The sequence below is a fragment of the Mycobacteroides salmoniphilum genome (assembly GCF_004924335.1).
In the GTDB taxonomy this organism is placed as follows: Bacteria; Actinomycetota; Actinomycetes; order Mycobacteriales; family Mycobacteriaceae; genus Mycobacterium; species Mycobacterium salmoniphilum.
Genome location: NZ_CP024633.1, coordinates 330,278 through 349,938, shown reverse-complemented (window position 1 = coordinate 349,938; position 19,661 = coordinate 330,278). Strand labels below are relative to the sequence as shown.

Genomic DNA, 19,661 nt, shown 5'->3' with positions numbered 1-19,661 from the left:
TGGGCCACAGTCCGCTCGGTGTGTAACTTGAATCACACCGTGAGATCAAGTTAGTGGTCAGGGATCTCCAACGCAACACCTGATCCGAATTTTTTGGGACGGTTGTGCCGACAACGTCTTTTCATCGCCGTTTCGGAGCCTCGCGTTACCGATCAACTACCCGCAGACACCCCCGGGGACGCCAGTTACCCTGTGCGTATGTCAGAACGCCCGCCCGAGACGGTGACCCTCGCCAAGCTCGCGGGCTGCGGGCTTATCGCGGCGGTGATCTTGGCCGGACTGATGTTCCCCTTCGCGGGCGGCTTCGGGTTGGCATCCAATCGGGCATCCGATGTGGTGGCCAACGGCTCCACCCAGCTGCTCGAGGGTGAGGTACCCGCGGTCACCACGGTGGAAGACGCCAAGGGCAACAAGATCGCGTACCTCTACACACAGCGGCGTTTCGAGGTGCCCGCCGATCAGATCGCCGACACCATCAAGCTGGCCCTGCTGTCTATCGAGGACAAGAGGTTTACCTCGCATAACGGTGTCGACTGGAAGGGCACGCTGGGCGGCCTGGCCGGGTACGCCTCCGGCGACGAGGACACCCGCGGTGGTTCGACGATCGAGCAGCAGTATGTGAAGAACTACCAGCTGCTGGTGGTGGCCAAGACCGACGCCGAACGCAAGGCCGCCATCGAGACCACCCCCGCGCGCAAGCTGCGCGAGATCCGGATGGCGCTGCGGCTGGACCGCACCTTTACCAAGCAGGAGATCCTGACCCGGTACCTGAACCTGGTGTCCTTCGGTAACAACTCCTTCGGTGTGCAAGATGCCGCACAGACCTACTTCGGGGTCGACGCGAAGGACCTGAACTGGCAGCAGGCGGCGCTGTTGGCGGGCATGGTGCAGTCCACCTCTGGTCTTAATCCCTACGTCAATCCCGAACGCGCGCTGGCGCGCCGCAACCTGGTACTCGACACCATGATCGCCAACGCCCCCGACAAGAAGGCCGAGCTAGTGGCCGCCAGGGCGCAGCCCCTCGGCGTGCTGCCCCAGCCCAATGAGCTGCCGCGCGGCTGCATCGCCGCCGGCGACCGTGCGTTCTTTTGCGATTACGTGCTCGATTACCTGGCCAAGTCCGGGATCAGCAAGGACCAGGTGATGAAGGGTGGGTACCTCATCCGCACCACCCTGGACCCCGATGTGCAGAACTCGGTGAAACAAGCGGTCTCGCACGTCGCCGATCCGGGCCTCAACGGTGTCGCCGACGTCATGAGCGTCATCAAACCCGGGCAGACCAGCCACCCCATCCTGGCGATGGCCTCCAGCCGTACCTACGGTCTGGATGGCGCGACCAACGAGACCATGCAGCCGCAGCCGTTCTCGCTCGTCGGCGACGGCGCCGGATCGATCTTCAAGATCTTCACGGTCGCCGCGGCCATGGATATGGGCATGGGTATCAACACCGTGCTCGACGTGCCGCCCACCTTCGCGGCCAAGGGGCTCGGCAGCAGCGACGGCACCAAGGGCTGCCCCAAGGACACCTGGTGCGTCAAGAACGTCGGCAACTACCGTTCCCCGATGAGCGTGACCGACGCCCTGGCGACCTCGCCGAACACCGCCTTCGCCAAGCTGATTCAGTCGATCGGTGTGTCCAAGGCGGTCGATATGGCCGTGAAGCTGGGCATGCGTTCCTACGCACAGGCGGGCACCGCCAAGCCCTACGACCCCGAGGGCGACGAGAGCCTGGCCGATTACATCAAAAAGTACAACCTGGGCTCATTCACACTGGGCCCCATCCAGGTCAATGCCCTCGAATTATCGAATGTGGCTGCCACTTTGGCCTCGGGCGGCAAGTGGTGCCCGCCCAATCCGATCGACAAGGTCTTCGACCGCCACGGCAAAGAGGTACCGACGACCACCGAGTCGTGCGAGCAGGCGGTGCCTACCGGATTGGCCAACACTCTCGCGAACGCCCTGAGCAAGGACGACCAGCCCGGCGGCACCGCCGCAGGTTCGGCGGGTTCGGTCGGTTGGGGCCTGCCGTTGTCCAGTAAGACGGGAACCACTGAGGCACATCGCTCTTCGGCGTTCCTGGGATTTACCAACAACCTGGCCGGGGCGAGCTACATCTTCGACGACTCCACGACCCCCGGTGATCTGTGCTCGTTCCCGCTGCGCAAGTGCGGCGACGGAAACCTGTACGGCGGTAATGAGCCGGCGCGGGCCTGGTTCGAGGCCATGAAGCCGATTGCCGAGAACTACGGCCCCACCGCCCTGCCGCCCACCGAACCGCGGTATGTCGAGGGCGGTCCGGGTTCCAAGGTGCCCAGCATCAACGGGTTGCGCGAGAGCGAGGCGCGTGACGCCCTCAAGAAGGCCGGGTTCAAGGTGGCCGATCAGGCCAGCGTGGTGAACAGCACCGCGCCGTTCAACGAGGTTGTCGGCACCAGCCCGTCCGGGACCACCATCCCCGGCTCCATCGTCACCATCTTGTTGAGTAACGGCATCCCGCCGGCGCCGCCGCCGATCGTCATTCCGGGCCTGGGCGGCCCGCCGGGCGAGATGACCACCACGGTCGTCAACATTCCCGGCCTGCCGCCGATCACTGTGCCGGTGCTCGCGCCGCCCCCGTGATCTAGCTCTGGAGTCTTTGACGAGAAATACGCCACGTTTCGCGCAGGTGATCAGGGGTCACTCAGCTTTCAGAGTTACTCTCGGATGATGAACACGTCGTTCAACACGGTTATCAAGCGGGCCGCGGCGTACTCGGCAGGTTCGGCCGCGCTTGGCATCGGATACGCGTCGATCATCGAACGCAACGCGTTCACCATCCGTGAGGCGACGATGGACGTACTCGATCCCGGGGCCTCTCCGCTGCGCGTGCTGCACATCAGCGACATCCACATGCGGCCCGGTCAGCGCCTTAAGCAGGCCTGGTTGCGCGAGCTGGCGCAATGGCAGCCGGACTTGGTGATCAACACCGGCGACAACCTGGCCCACCCCAAGGCGGTGTCCTCGGTTGTCCAGGCACTCGGCGATTTGCTTTCGGTCCCCGGGCTTTTCGTCTTCGGAAGCAACGACTACTTCGGTCCGCGCCTGAAGAATCCGGCCAAGTACCTCTACAAGAGCGATGAGCGCACGCACGGCGAACCGCTGCCGTGGCAGGATCTGCGCGCCGCGTTCACCGAGCGTGGGTGGCACGACATGACCCACACCCGTCACGAGCTGGAGGTCGCCGGGGTGCGGATCGCGGCCGCCGGGGTGGACGACCCGCATCTGCAGCGGGACCGCTACGACACCATCGCCGGAATGCCGAACCCGCTGGCCACGCTGCGACTCGGGCTGACCCATTCACCCGAGCCGCGGGTGCTGGATCGCTTCGCCGAGGATGGCTATCAGCTGGTGATGGCCGGTCACACCCATGGCGGGCAGTTGTGCCTGCCGTTCTACGGGGCGATCGTCACCAACTGCGAGCTGGACCGTTCCCGAGTGAAGGGCCCGTCGCAGTGGGGTTCGCATATGCAGCTGCACGTGTCGGCGGGTATCGGGACATCACCGTTCGCGCCGATGCGGTTCTTCTGCCGTCCGGAAGCGACGCTGCTAACCCTGGTGCCCGCGCGCATCCGCGGCCAAGGGGCCGACGCCGAATCAGGCGACCGGCTGCCCAGCGCCACCGCGCAGTGACGTGAGCCGCGTGTGGGCCGATAACGCGGTCCGGTTGATCGAGGCGGATGCACGCCGTAGCGCCGACACCCATCTGCTGCGATATCCGTTGCCGGCGGCCTGGGCCGACACCGTGGATGTGCAGCTGTATCTCAAGGACGAGTCCACCCACATCACGGGGAGTCTCAAACATCGTTTAGCGCGTTCACTTTTCCTGTACTCGCTGTGCAACGGGTTCGTCAGGGAAGGCACCACGATCGTGGAGGCCTCCTCCGGTTCGACCGCCGTCTCCGAGGCCTATTTCGCGCAACTACTGGGGTTGCCGTTCATCGCGGTGATGACGGCCTCGACGAGCCCCAGCAAGATCGACTTGATCGAGTCTCAGGGTGGCCGTTGCCATTTCGTCGATGAGGCGCAGCAGGTGTACGCCGAGGCACAGCGACTCGCCGACGAGACCGGTGGACACTATCTGGACCAGTTCACCAACGCCGAGCGAGCGACCGACTGGCGCGGCAACAACAACATCGCCGAATCGATCTTCAACCAGATGCATCACGAAAAGCACCCGCTGCCAACGTGGATCGTGGTCGGCGCGGGCACCGGTGGCACCAGCGCGACCATCGGGCGGTACATCCGGTACCGGCGCTACCCCACCCAATTGTGCGTGGTGGATCCCGACAACTCGGCCTTCTACCCGTCATACATAGCGGGACATGAAGTGGTGACCCGAATTTCGTCGCGCATCGAGGGCATCGGACGCCCCCGGGTGGAATCCTCGTTCCTGCCGACCGTGGTGGACCGCATGGAACAGGTACCCGATGCCGCTTCGGTGGCGGTGATGAGACACGCCAGCAGAGTGTTGGGTCGTCGGGTGGGGGCGTCGACGGGAACCAACCTCTGCGGCGCCTTCCGGCTCATTTCTGAGATGGCACGTGATGGCGTCCCCGGGTCGGTGGTGACACTGCTAGCCGACACCGGCGATCGGTATGCCGACACCTACTTCAACGACGCCTGGGTCGCCGAGCAGGGATTCGATCTCAATGCGCCGTCGGAGCGTCTGGCCGCGTTCGAGGACACCGGCCACTGGGGCTAGGCCTCGCGACAATACGGGCATGTCACACGCGGTTTTCACACCCGGGGATCAACGCATTCGCGACCGAAGCCCTCGATGCGATACCCTTGCGTGGCTTCAAAGCGGGGTGTGGCGCAGCTTGGTAGCGCGCTTCGTTCGGGACGAAGAGGTCGTGGGTTCGAATCCCGCCACCCCGACGCTAGAAGTAAGGCCCTGACCAGGAACCCCCGGTCAGGGCCCTTTTCATACGCATGGCGGAGCAGCGCGTTGCCCCTCCACCGTGACATGGTGGAGGTATGGCCGTCTCTGAACTCGCGTCGAATCCTGTCGCCCTCGCGGCCATCGCCATCGCTTTGCTTCTTGTCTGGAAGCTGCGCAAGGCCGTGATGTTGATTGGCGTGCTGGCAGCACTGGTGCTCCTGGTCGCGATGTACCGGTAACAGCTAAGCAGGAACGCGCGACATTTCATTCGGTAAGGTTTGACAAAACCCGACGATGGGAGCTTTTAGATGAAGAATCGCCTTATGGGCGCTGGCGTGATCGCGCTGGCAGCCGCACTCAGCGGACCGGCGTTGGCCGCCGCCGCCCCTGCCGATGAGCAGCAGATCCGGCAGATCATTTCCGGCGAGGCTTCGGCGATCAAGTCGCTCGACAACGCCACGCTCTCGACATTCTTCTGCGACAAGTACCGCGGCACGATCGCCTCGAAGTCCGCCGAAGACCAGATCCCCCCGATCAGTGAAGTGTCCGGCTACGGGCCCGGAATGATCGGCGCGGTCGCCTCGGCGGCAGGGGTCTCCGGACCCACCACCCAGGCACTGACCACCGCGATCCAGAACAACGACGACAAGGCGTACCGGACCTCGTTCCGCAACGCGGCGCGCGAGGTGCTGTCCGGCGTCACCTACAACGTCTCGGACATCAATGTCACCGGACCGACGGCGACTGCGGCGGTCACCGCGCAGGGTCACGACGTGACCGCCAACCAGCAGCGTGAGTTCGTGCAGGAAAACGGAAAGTGGAAGGACTGCACCGATCCGGAGAAGCGCGCCGAGACCTCGGGCAACCCACTACTGACGTCATTGATGCGCTGACGCTCTAAAACTCCATCACGAATCAGGCCGCCTGTGTCCTTCGGGATGCAGGCGGCCTGATTCGTGATGGATCACCGCAATATTCGGTGGCGCCACTCCATCCCGCTCTCTACTCTGGATCCGTTTGCGCCATAACCGATTACCTCACACAAGATAGAGCAGATGCCTGACTTCTCCCCGATCATCACCGACTTCTGGCGCAGCTACCTCGGACGCGGCACTGTCCTGCACAGCGGTGAGAACTTCCAGCTCGCCGTCTACCCCGACCTCGACGAGGACAGCCAGCTGATGGTGCTGCACACGGTGGACGGCAAGACCAGCGTCGCTCTCGTTCCGGAACTCGCCAAGCGCACCGGAATCAATGGCGCCCAATCGATTTCGGAATCCGACTTCTGGGCCAGCCTGGACAAGGCCGGCGTCACCATGCACGGCGCGGACAACTTGTTCTACTTCACCAACGACGCCCGTGCCGCACTCGTCGCCGAGGTACCGACCGGAGATATCCGTCGGCTGACGGCAGGTGACGCGGCCATCTTCACAGCGTTCGAATCGGTTGCCTCGGAACAGGACTTGGATAACGCGCAGGTAGAACTGGACCATTGGGCGGTGTTCGGTTCCTTCGACAACGGCCGCCTCGTGGCCGTCTCCAGCATCTATCAGTGGGACGACGCGGCGATCATGGATCTCGGAGTGCTGACGCTGCCGATCTTCCGAGGCAGGGGGCACGCCCGCCAGCTGGTGCGCACCGCGTTTCGGTATGCCTGCGCGCAGGGTTATGAACCGCAATACCGGTGCCAGGTGGACAACGCGGCGTCCAGCGCGCTGGCCCCCGCCGCGGGACTCACCCTGTTCGGCACCTTGGACGTGATCGCCGACTAGAGCCAACGGGTCAACTCGGTGGCCGCGCTACTGCGCGGTCACTGGCATGTCGACGGTCTCAGCCTTGCCGTCACGGTCCGTGATGACCAGCTTGGTGAACTGCCACCACCCACTGTCATCCGGGAGTGCCTGCGAGGCCTCGAAAAGCAGCGTGACGTCCCGACGGGTGGTCCCACCCGTCGCGCAGTCCGGAGCACAGTCCTTCGTCGCGCGGACGGCCTTCCCGGTCGCCCGCTGCTGAGCCCAGCTGTCCCAGGTGATGTCCACGAGCATGTCTCCGGCATCGGCGGGAGTCAGCACGATCTCAGTGGGCTTCGCCTCCGGCTGCTGGGTCACCGGATTCCAGTAGACGCCACCGGGCGGCACCACCTTGTGAGACGGCTCGGGGAGCGCAGTCGATGACGACGCGGCCGACGTGGATACGGGCGTCTTCTCTGTCGATGTTGATGATGAGCCGCAGCCCGCAAAAACGAAGGCAGCCAAGGTAATTCCAGTCAATAACACGAGCCGCGTCATGCCTGAACCCTACCAACGAACTGGTTGCAGTTGTTGCTTACTCTCAGAGCCGACGGGTCAGCCGGGTGCCGATGAGCGGGGCGATCTTGTCGGCCAAGTAGGCGTGCCCGGCATCGTTGGGGTGCACGCCATCCGAGCCGATCAGCTCCGGGCGCCCGACGAACCACCGTTCGGCCAACGGATCCACCCAGGATGCGCCGATCGCGTGGGCCTCGCCGTACAGGATGTCGCGCAGCTGCAGCACCACGTCGGGGACGTCGGCCGTCGGCCAGGGTGGGCCGATCACCAGCAGTTTGGCCGCCGGGGCCATGCGCCGCGCCGACGCCAGCGTGTTGCGGGTCACCTCGGCGTACACGTCGGGATCAACGCCTTGGTCGTTGCGCGAGCCGAAGAACACCACGAGCTCGTCGTCGGGGTGCACCACCCGGCCGGTGAGGTCGGAGAAGACGCTGCCATGGTCACCGCGCACGCCGTATCCGGCGCGTCCTTCGGCCGCGACGTCTGCCGTAACCCGGACGCCTTCACGGCTCAGCATCCGCCAGGTCAGCGATGTCCACGACTTGGCGCCCAGTCCGCCTTCTCTGGTGCCGGTGGTGTACGAATCGCTGACCACCGCGACATGGTTGAGGCCGGATCCGGAATTGAGCAGACGGTACGGGCGCACGGGCGCAGTCTGCTGAGCAGCCACACCGAAGAGAAACGCGAATGCGATGACGAACGCCGCCAGACGGACCACTGCTACCTCCACTGTCCCCAGCATTTTACGGGCCCTCAGCCCGACTGCGGCACAGCGTTATTCGTTTGAAACTAACGGCGCGTTACATCCACCGAGCCGACGGCAACCCGCTCGCGCTCGGGTTCGGTCAGGTCCGCGGGTGCACGATGTTTCTGCCCGTTGTGCACGGCGTGATGGTCGGTGATGGCGGGCTTGGTGACGCCGATCATGCGGCGCATCCACCGCCGCCCGGGTTCCTCCACCCAGTGGTAAAGGGCCATCGACAGCACCACGGCGAGCGCAATCAGACCGACCACGATCCAGCCGCCGCCAGAGTCCGTCAACGAGAGCTCGAATTGCTTGGTCGCCCATGTCCATGAGACATGCACGAGCTCATGCACCATGTACAGCCCGAAGGAGATCTGTCCGCCGTAGACCATGATGCGCGTCGAGAGCAGCGTGGGCAGCGGGCCGATGCCCACCGCCAGCGCCATCACCAACGGCACGAACAGGACGTCCACCACGCCGCTGCTATCGGTCACTCCGGAGATCGGATGAGCGTCCAGGAAGTACAGCGCACCCACGATCGCCGCAATAATCGCTATCGCCACATAGCCGGCGATATGGCGAGAACGGTGAGTCAGCCGCAGCCGGCTGACCGCCGCGCAGGCCAGCGCACCCGCGGTGAACTGCATGACGATGCGCGGCAACCAGCTCCACGGGGTGTAGAACTGCCCGGTCAGCAGCAGCAGGACGACCGGCGGCAGCGAGGCCACCACAGCCAGAACCATCAGACTGCGGGCCCGCGTCGCGCGCGCCATCCGGAAGATGACGAGGACCAGGCCGCCGAACAGCAGGTAAGCCAGCCATTCGGCGCTGATCGACCACGCCGGACCGTTCCAGCTGGACAGATCGAAGTACGGACGGAACCACAGCTGCACCATGAAGAGCTGACGCACATAGCTCATGGCGTCGTATCCGTTGACGTCCTTCGGCGGTATGTGCCCAACGTGCATGGTGAAGATGACCCACAGCGCGGCCAGGTGCATGGTGACCAAGTAGACGGGCCACACCCGGGCCAGGCGCAGCCACAGGAAGTGCAGCGTCTCCCTGGTGGACCAGCGGTGCCCCATGCGATCCAGGTAGTTCCAGGTCAGCACGAATCCGCTGAGAATGAAGAAGAGGTCGACGCCCTGAGCGCCGCAGTTGAGGACGGGAGTCAGTGCGGACCGGAATGCGGGGACCGCTTCCTCCAGCAGTGGCCGGAAGTGAAAGAGCACGACCCAGAGCGCGGCGATGATGCGAAGTCCCGTTAAGGCCTTGATCTCTCCGCCGCGCACTAATCTCTCCGTCAGCCTCGCTACCAGCTCTTTCGCGCTTCCTTGCGATCAACCGGTCGAGCACGCCTCCCCGCGTCCCAATTCCGGCGTTCCTCGGAGACTAACAGCGCAGCCCGCTGAAGCCTGAATCTCGGACATGTCGGGGAGGTGTGTGGAGAAACGGGACACTCACCTCGGCAGGCACGGAAACCGCGTGACAACCACCCGCACCACGCCCATCCGGCACACTGGCAGGGAACGCCATGACCGCCGCCGCGCTAGGACAGACACACAGATGACGCAACCGCAGTACCCCCACGGCCAGTACCAGCAGCCTCAGCCGCAGTTCCCGGGATACCCCCAGCCCGGTCAGTATGGTCAGCCCCCCGGCGGGTACTTCCCCACCCCGAAGCCGCCCCGGCCACCCATGTCCCCACAGCAGAAGGCCCTGGCCGTCGTCGGCGGCTCGCTCGGCATCTTCCTGATCGCGCTGCTGGTGCTCGGCCTGACCACCACCAACTCCAGCACCGAGCGGACGACCGCCGCCAGCGATCAGATCGTCGATGCCCCTCGCTCCTCCGGCTCCAACAAAGACGAGGACATCAAGCAGATCAAGCAGACCATCTCCGGCATGGCCGATGCCGCCAAGGCCAACGACTTCAAGAAGATGCTCACCTTCTTCTGCGCCAAGTACCGCGAGGCATTCAAGGACATCGCGGGCAGCGGCCAGGCACCCGACCTCAACGCCTTGACCAAGGCCGATAACGGCCCGTCGAAAATCACTGGCCTCGAGATTGATGACGACACCGCCGTCATTCACATCACCGATGCCAAGGGCAAGCACGACATCGAGTTCAAAAAGGAGACGGGCGGCTGGAAGTTCTGCCCGGGGGCCTAGCAGCGCCACTCACCCGCGAGTGGATTCCACCGTGGCCTTTGGATATTCGCCGCACGCTCGGCATCCACCGCCGCGGATCGACCGACCCGACATATCGCGTATCCCCCGGAGGATCCATCACCCGGGGCTCCTACACCCCGGATGGCCCCGGCGTGCTGACGATCTCGCGTGAAGACAAGACCGTCGTCGGCCGCGCCCACGGTGACGGCGCCGAATGGCTGCTGGATCGCCTTCCACGCCTGCTGGGCGCCGACGACGAGCCCGAGGCACTGACACCGAAACACGATGTCATCGCCCGGCTGGTGCACGGCGCGAAAGGCGTCCGCCTCGGCGCTAGCGATCGCGTCTGGGAAGCCCTCGTCCCCGCCGTGCTGGAACAGAAGGTGCCCGGCGCAGAGGCCTGGCGCGCCTGGCGCTATCTACTCAACCATGTCGGCACCGACTTAGGCGGCGCTAAGGTCCCACCGCCCCAACGGGAATGGCTCGACATCCCGTCATGGGAGTGGCACAAGTCCGGTGCCGAGCCGGTCCGCATGCGCACCATCCGCATCGCTGCCACCGTCGACGTGGAAACCAAACCGGAGCACCTGACCTCGATCCAAGGAGTCGGGCCATGGACCGAGGCCGAGATCCGAGCACGCGCGCTCGGTGATCCCGACGCCGTCCCCGTCGGTGACTACCACATCGCCGGGCAGGTGGGCTTCGCACTCGCCGGCCACAAAACGGACGACGCCGGCATGCTGGAACTCCTGGAACCCTATGCCGGGCAACGCTATCGCGTCATTCGGCTCATCGAGCTCGTGGCACCCAAGCCGGAGCGGCACGGATCACGAATGCCCGTGCGCGACTACCGTAACTTCTGAGATCCGACAAGCGGTTCGTCGAACTTGTGGATAGCCATCGCGGTTGTGGATAACCTCGGCCAGCTGTCGGTCGTCGTCCATAGCCTTCAGGCATGAGTCCCATCGACGATCTACTGACGACGGCCACGGCTGTCGTCGAGTCGTCGTTCGACGAGCTCAATAATCCCGAATTGCTCTCGGCACTAAGGCAACTGGAAGTCGCGCAGCGCAAGATCGCCGCGGCCTCACACACGCTGACCGCCCGGCTGGTGGAGCGCGGGTCCCCGGTCGAGCTGGGCGGTACATCATTCGCGGAGGTGCTGGCACGGCACCTCTCGATAAGTACCGCAACCGCCCGGCGCCGCCTCGCAGACACCGCACATCTCGGCCCGCGGCGTGCATTCACCGGCGAGCCGCTACAACCCCTACTTCCGCATGCCGCCCACGCATTGCGACAGGGCCGCCTGGGCGACGAGCACGTGCGGATCATCCGCAGGTTCTTCGACGTCTTACCCGACGCGGTCGACGCCGATACCCGCGACGCCGCCGAAGAGCGGCTGGCATCAATGGGAACCGAGTTCGGCCCGGAACAACTCCGCGCCGGCGCCGATCGGATCGCGGCTCTGATCAATCCCGACGGCCGGTTCTCCGACATCGACCGCGCCCGCAGGCGGGGCATATCGATCGGACGCCAGGGAGCCGACGGGATGAGCACCGTCAGCGGACTGCTGGATCCGGAGACCCGGGCCTATCTCGACGCAGTACTGAGCAAGCTCGCGGCGCCAGGCATGTGCGATCCTCGCGATGAATCTCCCACGACCGAAGGTGAACCCGACTCAGCGGCCGCCGAGCGAGACACGCGAACTTGCGCCCAGCGAAACCACGATGGGCTCCGGGCGTGCCTACGCAGCATCTTGACCTCGGGCAAGCTGGGCTCACACCACGGATTACCCGTCACGGTGGTGGTCTCGACGACGCTGAGCGAGCTGCGGAGTGCGGCCGGGCGGGCGATATCGGGTAGCGGCAACCTGGTGCCCATCCCCGATCTGATCCGGATGGCGGCCCACGCCCTGCATTACCTCGCGATATTCGACGACGGCGGCCGTCCCCTCTACCTCGGGCGTTCCAAACGGATCGCCACTCCCGATCAACGAATTGTCTTACACGCCAAGGATCGCGGTTGTTCGGCGCCCGGATGTACGGTGCCCGGTTATCTCTGCCAGGTACATCACGTCGACGACTGGCGCGACGATGGGCCCACCGACATCGACAATCTGACCTTCGCCTGCGGCCCGCATCATCGGCTGCTCCAACAGGGCTGGAACACCCGAAAACGTCGTAGCGACGGAATCACCGAATGGATTCCGCCGCCGCACCTCGACACCGGCCAGTCCCGCACCAATGACTACCACCACCCCGAGCGGTTCATCCTGGACAGCTAGCCTGCCAGGTGCGCCGAGAGCAACCATGCCGCAACCGATGACCGGCCGTCGGGCTCGACCTGGTGCCGGGCGAAGCCCCGCGCCACACCCGATTCGAATCCATTGAAGTTCGCGTAGATCTTCGCCGGGCGGATCTCATCGATGGACCAGTACTTCGAAACCACATCCCGCAGTTCGTTTTCGGTAACCGCCTTGACGGATGATTCCGCCGGGAACGCGGCCCGATCGAAGACCAGGACGTAGTAGCGCGCCCCTGGTGCGGCGGCCCGGACGATCGAACGCTGATAACCCTCGCGCAGTTCGACCGGCATCGAGTGGAACAGCGTCGAATCGATGATGGTGTCAAAGCGCCCGTCATACCCGGTGAAGGCCGAGATGTCGGCGACCGCGAAGCTGGCATTCGTCAGACCGCGCTCGGCCGCATAGCCTTTCGCCAGCGCAATGGCCTTGGGCGCGGAGTCGAGCCCAACGGTGGTGTGTCCCAACTCGGCCAGATACAGCGAGGTCGCCGCCTCGCCGCAGCCTGCGTCCAACACCTCTCCACGCACCTTGCCCTCGGCGATCAGCGTCGCAATCTCGGGCTGTGGCTCACCAATGCTCCACGGCGGCCTAACACCCAGACCATCGGGACGCTCGCCGCGGTAGGCGGCGTCAAACGCGAGATCAAATTCCTCTGTGGCGATCTTCTCAGTCATACATTCAGAATGTCAATCCACCTGACATATGTCAAGGGTATTGACATGAGAATCGGGAGGCAATTGCCAGGAACGTCCTCAGCCGCCAAAATGGAGTAATGAGCAACGACGAGGGGGGCGTCACTCCGTCTCCGCTACCCCCGGGACCGCCACCCGCCTACCCTCCTCCTGCCCCTGGCTATGCCGCTGCGCCGACATATGGATACCCGCCCCCGGGTTCTGGGTATCCACCGCCAACCGGATACCCGAGCCCGCCAGCTGGGTATCAACCGCCTCCACCCGGGTACCCGAGCCCGCCAGCTGGGTATCAACCGCCAACCGGATACCCGAGCCCGCCGGCTGGGTATCAACCGCCTCCACCTGGGTACCCGAGCCCGCCACCGGCTCCCTACTGGGTGACGCCGGTGCCGCCCGCGCTGAAACCCGGAGTCATCCCGTTGCGGCCGTTGGATCTGTCCGCCCTCTACAACGGGGCCGTCGCCGCCATCCGCGCTAATCCCAAAGCAACCATCGGAATCACGGCCGTCGTCGTGGTCATCAGCCAGCTGCTGACCTTCGCATTGCAGGCGGGCCCCATCGTCGGGCTCCTGGGCGGTGCCGCCGGCTTCGACGCGCACAGTGACGACGCATTTGCCGCCGCATTCGGGATCGGATACTTCGGCGGGGCAGTCATCGGGTACGTGATCACCATGCTGGTCACCATCGTTCTCAGCGGCATGCTGACGGTCACCGTTGGCCGCTCGGTGTTCGGCGAACACACGACCCCCGCGGCCGCGTGGCAGCGCGCCAAACCACGCATATGGGCCCTCATCGGGCTGGCATTCGCCTCGGGCCTACTGCTCGCCCTGCCCCTCGCGATCGGTATCGCCGGCGTAGTCGCGCTAGCTCTCACCGTCGGCCCCTGGGGCGCGGTACCGGCAGGTTTCGCACTCGGGTTCGGCTTCTTGGCGCTCTACTTCTACCTGATCCCCGTGTTCGCCCTCGCCTCACCGGTGCTGATCCTGGAGCGCCGGACCGTCTTCGGGGCGCTGAGCCGATCGATGTCGTTGGTGCGCAAGAGCTACTGGCGCCTGCTGGGCATCCTGTTGCTCACCTCGATCATCGTCGGCTTCGTGGCGGGCATCCTGGGAATGCCCTTCAGCATCGGCGGGCAGATCTCCATGGGCATGGGCACCTCGAACACCAGCAGTACGGCGATGATCCTGGGTCTGGCGCTCACGACTGTCGGTGTGATCATCGCCCAGATCATCACGCTGCCCTTCAACGCCGCGGTGAATGTGCTGCTCTACACCGATCAGCGGATGCGCACCGAGGCATTCGATCTGGTGCTGCAGACCGAGACCAGAACGCGAGAACGCCTCGGCCAGCCGGGCATCGACCCTGATGCGTTGTGGCTGCCCGCGTATCCCCCGGTTCAGGTGTAATGCCAGCCATAGACATCGACCGCGAATCCGCGGCCGAGGCAGCCCAACGCGAACTCGCCAAACCGATCTACGAGCACCCCTCGCCGTTCGACCGTCTGATCAATTGGATCATCGAGCACCTGGACTACCTGGAGTTCCGGGCCAGTGAGCTCCCCGGCGGCTGGTTCACCATCCTGGTGACCACGCTCATCGTCATTGCCGCCGTGGTGCTGTTGATCCGCCTTGCCCGCCGCGCGGTCCGAACCAAGGGCGGCGGCGACTTCGGACTGTTCGAATCCGGCGAGCTGACCGCGGCAGAACACCGGGCGGCCGCCGAACGTGCCGCAGCCCAGGGCGATTGGGCATCGGCCATCCGGCACCGACTGCGCGCCGTGGCACGTCAGCTCGAGGAACGCACGATTCTGACTCCGGTGCCGGGCCGTACCGCCAACGAGCTGGCCGCCGACGCCGGGCGCGAATTGCCCTCGTTGGCAGAGGAATTCCGGTCTAGCGCGGAGATCTTCAACGACGTGAGCTACGGCGAACGCCCGGGCACCGAGAAGTCGTACCGCAAGATCGCCGAGTTGGACGACCACATCCGCGATGCCCCGGTGCTCGTCACCTCCGCAGATGTGGTCGTGACGACGGGTTGGGAGACCGTGCGGTGACCACCAGCACCGCGACATCACCACGCCTGCGGGACCGCTGGCGCACCTGGGCGTGGATACTCGCCGCCTTGGTTGGCATCGTCGTCACCGCCCTACTCGTCACCAAAGCGCCTCGGCCCGAGGGTTATCTCGATCCGGACGCCGTCACCCAGCGTGGCGGGCACGCGCTCGCTCAACTGCTACGCGACCAAGGTGTCACCGTCACCCGCGCCACCACCATCTCCGAGGTCCGCGAAGCGATGCGCCCCGGCAGCCAACTCATGGTGCTGGACAACGGAAACATCTCCGACGAGATACTGAACGTCCTCGTCGAGCTACCGGGAGATCGCCTGCTGCTGTCGCCCTTTTCCGCTACCCGAGAACGGTTGGCCCCACAGGTACGCATCACCTCGTATCAAGGAAAGGAGATCGCCGAACCGCGCTGTGATCTGCGAGAAGCACAGCACGCCGGAGCAATTCAGACACACATCGGCCCCACCTACACATTTACCAACCCGGGCCCGGGCCACATCAGCTGCTATGCGGGCACGCTGGTGCGCTATCGGGACGGCAACCACACCATCACCGTGCTCGGTGATGACACCCCGCTGACCAACGTGCAACTGGCCAAGCAGGGCAACGCGGCGCTTGCCATGAATCTCGCCGGCCGCTCCTCTCACCTGGTGTGGTACGTACCCGAACGGCCGAAGATCGGCACCAGCGCCCAACCGAAATCGATGGCCGACCTGATCCCCGACCAGGTGAGCATGGCCATCTGGCAGCTCTGCATCGTCGTGCTGCTACTCGCCATCTGGCGCGGTCGCCGCTTGGGACCCGTTGTCGCCGAGAAACTTCCGGTGATCGTGCGCGCCTCGGAAACCACCGAGGGGCGTGGACGGCTGTACCGGTCGCGCCGCGCCCGCGACCTCGCCTCCGACTCACTACGCGAGGCGGCGCGGTACCGGATCGTGCGCCGGCTCGGCCTCCCTGTCGACGAGACGCCACAGGTCATCACCGCCACGGTGGCGCAGCGAATCGACCGTAATCCCACGGAGATTCATCATGTTCTGTTCGGCCCCGTCCCGACGGACGACCAGCAGCTCACCAATCTGACTCAGCAGCTTGACATCATCGAAAGGCAGGTCCGCGACTCGTGACACAGGCAACTTCCAGTGAGGACGCCGCACGCAACGCCCTCGCCGCGTTACGCGAACAAATCGCCACCGTGGTCGTCGGACAGGACTCGGTGGTCAGCGGCCTGGTCGTCGCGCTGCTCTGCCGCGGACACGTCCTGCTAGAAGGCGTACCGGGCGTCGCGAAAACCCTTTTGGTGCGCACACTCTCGGCGGCACTTTCCCTGGAGTTCAAGCGGGTGCAGTTCACCCCCGACTTGATGCCCGGCGATGTCACCGGGTCCCTGGTCTACGACGCGCGCACCGCGGCATTCGAATTCCGCGCCGGGCCGGTGTTCACCAATCTGCTATTGGCCGACGAGATCAACCGCACCCCTCCCAAGACTCAAGCGGCGCTCCTGGAGGCCATGGAGGAACGTCAGGTGACGGTCGACGGCACCCCCCGCCCGCTGCCCGATCCGTTCATCGTCGCCGCGACCCAGAACCCCATCGAGTACGAGGGCACCTACCAGCTGCCGGAGGCTCAGCTGGATCGCTTCCTGATGAAGCTCAATGTCTCTCTACCGGAACGTGATCAAGAGATCGCCATCCTGGAGCGGCACGCTCAGGGCTTCGACCCCCGCAACCTGTCGCATGTCACCCCGGTGGCCTCGGCCGCCGACTTGGAGGCGGGCCGCGCGGCGGTGGGCCGGGTGCTGGTGGCTCCCGAGGTACTCGCCTACGTGGTCGACGTCATCCGCGCCACCCGTCAGTCACCCTCGCTGCAGCTCGGCGCCTCCCCCCGCGCGGCGACGGCGCTGCTGGCGACATCCCGCGCGTGGGCCTGGCTTTCCGGCCGCAACTACGTCACCCCCGACGACGTCAAGGCCATGGCGCGCCCGACCCTGCGCCACCGCATCGGCCTGCGCCCCGAGGCCGAGTTGGAGGGCGCGACCTCGGACCGGGTTCTGGACGGCATCCTGGTCACGGTTCCGGTGCCGCGCTAGTGATTCTCACCGGACGCGCGGGATTGGCGGCGCTGCTCGGCGCGCTGCTGATTCTGGTGTCGCCATGGCCGGTTCGGCTGTTCTGGCTACTGCTCCTGACGCTCGCGGTGCTGATTGTCGTCGACATCGTCGCCGCCGCCAGCCCACGCCGACTGACCTTTGTCCGGTCAGGGCCCGATTCCATCCGACTTGGTGAATCCGCGGATATCGCCCTGCAAGTCCAGAACCCGGGCCGTCGGGCCCGCGGATGGCTCCGCGACAGTTGGGCACCGAGTATGCGTGCCACACCGCGAGCGCACCGGCTGGATCTGCGCACCGGCGAACGCGCCCTGGTCGTTACCTCCCTGCGCCCCTTACGCCGTGGCGATCACAAGCCGGCGACCGTCACCGCGCGCACGGTCGGCCCGCTCGGGCTGGCCGGGCGGCAAGGGCGTCACGACGTGCCGTGGCAGCTGCGGGTGCTGCCCCCGTTCCTGAGCCGCAAGCATCTGCCGTCCCGGCTGGCCAGACTGCGCGAGCTCGAGGGCGCCATCCCGGTCCTGATCCGTGGCCAAGGCACCGAATTCGACTCGCTGCGTGAATATGTCGTCGGCGACGATGTCCGGTCCATCGACTGGCGCGCCTCCGCCCGGCGCAACGACGTGGTGGTGCGCACCTGGCGACCGGAACGAGACCGCCGCATCCTCGTAATCCTGGACACCGGCCGCACCTCGGCGGGGCGCATCGGCGTCGACCCGACATCGGGCGATCCCTCCGGCTGGCCCCGTTTGGACTGGGCGATGGATGCCGCATTGCTGTTGGTGGCCTTGGCATCGCGCGCCGGTGACCGCGTGGACTTCCTGGCACACGACCGCACGGTCCGTTCGCAGGTATCGGGAGCCTCACGCAACGAGCTGCTTCCACTGGTGGTCAATGCGATGGCGCCCCTGGAGCCCTCGCTCGTCGAGTCCGATGCCCGCGATCTCGTCGCGACCATCCGCCGCAGATCCCGTCATCGCTCGTTCATCGTGCTCCTCACCGACCTGAACCCGGCGGCGCTGGAGGAGGGCCTGTTACCGCTGCTTCCCCAGCTGACCAGCCATCACCACCTGCTGGTGGCCGCGGTCAGCGATCCGCGGGTCGACGACATGGTGATGCCCGAAAATGCCACGGCGCCAGGAAACATCAGGTCACTCGATGCCGAGCAGGTCTATGACGCGGCCGCGGCCGAACGTACCCGAGGAGGGCGCCGGCGCATCGTCACACTGCTGCGCCGGCAGGGTGTCGAGGTTGTCGATGCCCCGCCCGACGAGATCGCTCCGGCGCTTGCCGACCGGTATCTGTCGTTGAAGGCGTCAGGACGCCTGTAGCGCTCAGGATGCCGGCGCGTAGTCGGGAGCGTTTTCGATATCGCCGGATTCATTGGCGGCGACCCCACGCCGCCCGAGAATCACCACATAGGCCAGGAACAACACCTCGGCGATCACACCGATTCCGATGCGGGCGAACGTCGGTAGTGGCGACGGGGTGACCAGCGCCTCGATGAGACCGCTCACCAGCAGCACCCCGACCAGCCCGCCGGCCACCGACATGACGGCACGCCCCTGTTCGGCGAGCACCTGTCCACGGGGCCGGTCGCCGGGGTCAATCACCTTCCATCCCAGACGCATACCAGCGCCCGCGGCCAGGAACACCGCCGTCAGCTCCAACAGGCCGTGCGGGAGGATCAGGCCGAAGAACACGTCTGCGCGGCCCGCCGCGATCATCAACCCGCCGGCCAGGCCCAGATTCGCCGCGTTGAGGAACAACACGAACGGGATGGGTATGCCCAGCAGCACGGCGAAGATGATGCACTGTGCCGCCACCCACGAGTTGTTGATCCACACGTGCAGCGCGAAGGCCGCCGCGGGATGCTCGCTGTAATAGTTTTCGAAGTCCTCGTTCACCAGGTGCGCGATCTCATCGGGTGTCCCGATCACCGATTGCAGTTCGGGCGAATGCATCACCCAGATGCCCACGGCGACCGCCACCGCCATCGACCCGACCGCCGCGCCGAGCCACCAACGCCAGCTTCGGTAGGCGACGACCGGAAAGGACACCGTCCAGAAACGGATGAAGTGACGCCACAGCGGGGCATGCTCTCCCGTGACGGCAGAACGCGCTCGAGCAACCAATGTCGACAGCCGTCCGACCAAAGCCGGATCCCCCGAGGACGACCGCACGGTCGACAGATGTGTCGACACCGTCTGGTACAGGTCGACCAGCTCATCGATCTCTAGCCCACTCAGGGTCCGCCTGCGCTTGAGCAGCAACTCCAGTCGGTCCCATGTCCCCCGGTGGGTGGCGACGAATGCGTCCACGTCCATCTGGCAAATACTAGTAGTCTCGAGTGA

Annotated in this window: 20 protein-coding genes and 1 tRNA gene; 15 read left to right on the top strand and 6 right to left on the bottom strand. The window is 65.4% G+C overall.

Annotated elements, in window-relative coordinates:
• Positions 1–198 precede the first annotated feature (198 nt).
• The 7 genes from ponA2 (at position 199) to DSM43276_RS01745 (ending at position 6,693) form a co-directional block, all read left to right on the top strand.
• On the top strand, positions 199–2,619 hold the full coding sequence (gene ponA2, locus DSM43276_RS01770) for a transglycosylase/D,D-transpeptidase PonA2 (RefSeq protein ID WP_109556194.1): 2,421 nt from the start codon (positions 199–201) through the stop codon (positions 2,617–2,619).
• Positions 2,620–2,706: 87 nt separating this feature from the next.
• Positions 2,707–3,669 (top strand): metallophosphoesterase, encoded by a 963-nt coding sequence (locus DSM43276_RS01765; protein WP_078330539.1) that lies wholly within the window; start codon positions 2,707–2,709, stop codon positions 3,667–3,669.
• Position 3,670: 1 nt separating this feature from the next.
• Positions 3,671–4,741: an L-cysteine desulfhydrase Cds1 gene (gene cds1, locus DSM43276_RS01760; protein WP_078330485.1), complete on the top strand. Its 1,071-nt coding sequence runs from the start codon at positions 3,671–3,673 to the stop codon at positions 4,739–4,741.
• Positions 4,742–4,843: 102 nt separating this feature from the next.
• Positions 4,844–4,917 (top strand) — tRNA-Pro (locus DSM43276_RS01755).
• A gap of 99 nt (positions 4,918–5,016) precedes the next feature.
• Entirely contained in the window at positions 5,017–5,160 is a 144-nt protein-coding gene (locus tag DSM43276_RS23495; protein WP_169053023.1) for a hypothetical protein, read from the top strand.
• A gap of 69 nt (positions 5,161–5,229) precedes the next feature.
• Entirely contained in the window at positions 5,230–5,814 is a 585-nt protein-coding gene (locus DSM43276_RS01750; protein ID WP_078330486.1) for a hypothetical protein, read from the top strand.
• 162 nt (positions 5,815–5,976) lie between these two features.
• Positions 5,977–6,693, top strand: coding sequence for a GNAT family N-acetyltransferase (locus DSM43276_RS01745; protein ID WP_078330487.1), 717 nt, complete (start codon positions 5,977–5,979; stop codon positions 6,691–6,693).
• 27 nt (positions 6,694–6,720) lie between these two features.
• On the opposite strand, the gene DSM43276_RS01740 is transcribed toward DSM43276_RS01745, so the two are convergent.
• The 3 genes from DSM43276_RS01740 to DSM43276_RS01730 form a co-directional block, all read right to left on the bottom strand.
• Positions 6,721–7,209 carry a hypothetical protein gene (locus DSM43276_RS01740; protein ID WP_078330488.1) on the bottom strand — a complete coding sequence of 163 codons (489 nt, stop codon included), beginning with the start codon at positions 7,207–7,209 and terminating at the stop codon, positions 6,721–6,723.
• 43 nt (positions 7,210–7,252) lie between these two features.
• Positions 7,253–7,945 carry an Rv0518 family GDSL lipase gene (locus DSM43276_RS01735; protein ID WP_078330540.1) on the bottom strand — a complete coding sequence of 231 codons (693 nt, stop codon included), beginning with the start codon at positions 7,943–7,945 and terminating at the stop codon, positions 7,253–7,255.
• Between the two features lie 71 nt (positions 7,946–8,016).
• On the bottom strand, positions 8,017–9,264 hold the full coding sequence (locus DSM43276_RS01730; RefSeq protein WP_078330489.1) for an acyltransferase family protein: 1,248 nt from the start codon (positions 9,262–9,264) through the stop codon (positions 8,017–8,019).
• A gap of 274 nt (positions 9,265–9,538) precedes the next feature.
• Between DSM43276_RS01730 and DSM43276_RS01725 the strand changes: the two genes are divergently transcribed.
• From DSM43276_RS01725 to DSM43276_RS01715, 3 genes are all read left to right on the top strand, one after another.
• Positions 9,539–10,141 carry a hypothetical protein gene (locus DSM43276_RS01725; RefSeq protein ID WP_078330490.1) on the top strand — a complete coding sequence of 201 codons (603 nt, stop codon included), beginning with the start codon at positions 9,539–9,541 and terminating at the stop codon, positions 10,139–10,141.
• 38 nt (positions 10,142–10,179) lie between these two features.
• Complete coding sequence (locus tag DSM43276_RS01720) at positions 10,180–11,004, top strand: DNA-3-methyladenine glycosylase family protein (protein WP_078330491.1); 825 nt, start codon at positions 10,180–10,182, stop codon at positions 11,002–11,004.
• Positions 11,005–11,096: 92 nt separating this feature from the next.
• A complete protein-coding gene (locus DSM43276_RS01715; RefSeq protein ID WP_078330492.1) occupies positions 11,097–12,425 on the top strand; it encodes an HNH endonuclease signature motif containing protein in 1,329 nt (442 codons plus the stop codon).
• Here DSM43276_RS01715 and DSM43276_RS01710 read toward each other — a convergent pair.
• On the bottom strand, positions 12,422–13,120 hold the full coding sequence (locus DSM43276_RS01710) for a class I SAM-dependent methyltransferase (RefSeq protein WP_078330493.1): 699 nt from the start codon (positions 13,118–13,120) through the stop codon (positions 12,422–12,424). The two genes, DSM43276_RS01715 and DSM43276_RS01710, sit on opposite strands and share 4 nt — an antisense overlap.
• A 120-nt stretch (positions 13,121–13,240) precedes the next feature.
• On the bottom strand, positions 13,241–13,501 hold the full coding sequence (locus tag DSM43276_RS01705) for a hypothetical protein (RefSeq protein WP_078330494.1): 261 nt from the start codon (positions 13,499–13,501) through the stop codon (positions 13,241–13,243).
• Between the two features lie 14 nt (positions 13,502–13,515).
• Between DSM43276_RS01705 and DSM43276_RS01700 the strand changes: the two genes are divergently transcribed.
• The 5 genes from DSM43276_RS01700 to DSM43276_RS01680 are packed head-to-tail and all read left to right on the top strand — an operon-like array spanning position 13,516 to position 18,638.
• On the top strand, positions 13,516–14,544 hold the full coding sequence (locus tag DSM43276_RS01700) for a glycerophosphoryl diester phosphodiesterase membrane domain-containing protein (RefSeq protein WP_078330495.1): 1,029 nt from the start codon (positions 13,516–13,518) through the stop codon (positions 14,542–14,544).
• The gene (locus tag DSM43276_RS01695) at positions 14,544–15,191 is read left to right on the top strand and encodes a DUF4129 domain-containing protein (protein ID WP_078330496.1); all 648 of its coding nucleotides are present in this window, start codon (positions 14,544–14,546) and stop codon (positions 15,189–15,191) included. Before DSM43276_RS01700 ends, DSM43276_RS01695 begins: the two co-directional genes overlap by 1 nt.
• Entirely contained in the window at positions 15,188–16,327 is a 1,140-nt protein-coding gene (locus DSM43276_RS01690) for a DUF4350 domain-containing protein (RefSeq protein ID WP_078330497.1), read from the top strand. The genes DSM43276_RS01695 and DSM43276_RS01690 overlap by 4 nt, the downstream gene beginning before the upstream one ends.
• Positions 16,324–17,289 carry an AAA family ATPase gene (locus DSM43276_RS01685; protein WP_078330498.1) on the top strand — a complete coding sequence of 322 codons (966 nt, stop codon included), beginning with the start codon at positions 16,324–16,326 and terminating at the stop codon, positions 17,287–17,289. The genes DSM43276_RS01690 and DSM43276_RS01685 overlap by 4 nt, the downstream gene beginning before the upstream one ends.
• Positions 17,289–18,638: a DUF58 domain-containing protein gene (locus DSM43276_RS01680; protein WP_078330499.1), complete on the top strand. Its 1,350-nt coding sequence runs from the start codon at positions 17,289–17,291 to the stop codon at positions 18,636–18,638. Before DSM43276_RS01685 ends, DSM43276_RS01680 begins: the two co-directional genes overlap by 1 nt.
• 3 nt (positions 18,639–18,641) lie before the next feature.
• On the opposite strand, the gene DSM43276_RS01675 is transcribed toward DSM43276_RS01680, so the two are convergent.
• Positions 18,642–19,634: a stage II sporulation protein M gene (locus DSM43276_RS01675; protein WP_078330500.1), complete on the bottom strand. Its 993-nt coding sequence runs from the start codon at positions 19,632–19,634 to the stop codon at positions 18,642–18,644.
• Between the last annotated feature and the right edge of the window lie 27 nt (positions 19,635–19,661).

Excerpts from the sequence above, each read along its gene's own strand:
- ponA2 (WP_109556194.1), top strand. The coding sequence starts at position 199 with ATGTCAGAACGCCCGCCCGAGACGGTGACCCTCGCCAAGCTCGCGGGC.
- DSM43276_RS01765 (WP_078330539.1), top strand. The coding sequence starts at position 2,707 with ATGAACACGTCGTTCAACACGGTTATCAAGCGGGCCGCGGCGTACTCG.
- DSM43276_RS23495 (WP_169053023.1), top strand. The coding sequence starts at position 5,017 with ATGGCCGTCTCTGAACTCGCGTCGAATCCTGTCGCCCTCGCGGCCATC.
- DSM43276_RS01750 (WP_078330486.1), top strand. The coding sequence starts at position 5,230 with ATGAAGAATCGCCTTATGGGCGCTGGCGTGATCGCGCTGGCAGCCGCA.
- DSM43276_RS01745 (WP_078330487.1), top strand. The coding sequence starts at position 5,977 with ATGCCTGACTTCTCCCCGATCATCACCGACTTCTGGCGCAGCTACCTC.
- DSM43276_RS01740 (WP_078330488.1), bottom strand. The coding sequence starts at position 7,209 with ATGACGCGGCTCGTGTTATTGACTGGAATTACCTTGGCTGCCTTCGTT.
- DSM43276_RS01725 (WP_078330490.1), top strand. The coding sequence starts at position 9,539 with ATGACGCAACCGCAGTACCCCCACGGCCAGTACCAGCAGCCTCAGCCG.
- DSM43276_RS01715 (WP_078330492.1), top strand. The coding sequence starts at position 11,097 with ATGAGTCCCATCGACGATCTACTGACGACGGCCACGGCTGTCGTCGAG.
- DSM43276_RS01710 (WP_078330493.1), bottom strand. The coding sequence starts at position 13,120 with ATGACTGAGAAGATCGCCACAGAGGAATTTGATCTCGCGTTTGACGCC.
- DSM43276_RS01695 (WP_078330496.1), top strand. The coding sequence starts at position 14,544 with ATGCCAGCCATAGACATCGACCGCGAATCCGCGGCCGAGGCAGCCCAA.
- DSM43276_RS01675 (WP_078330500.1), bottom strand. The coding sequence starts at position 19,634 with ATGGACGTGGACGCATTCGTCGCCACCCACCGGGGGACATGGGACCGA.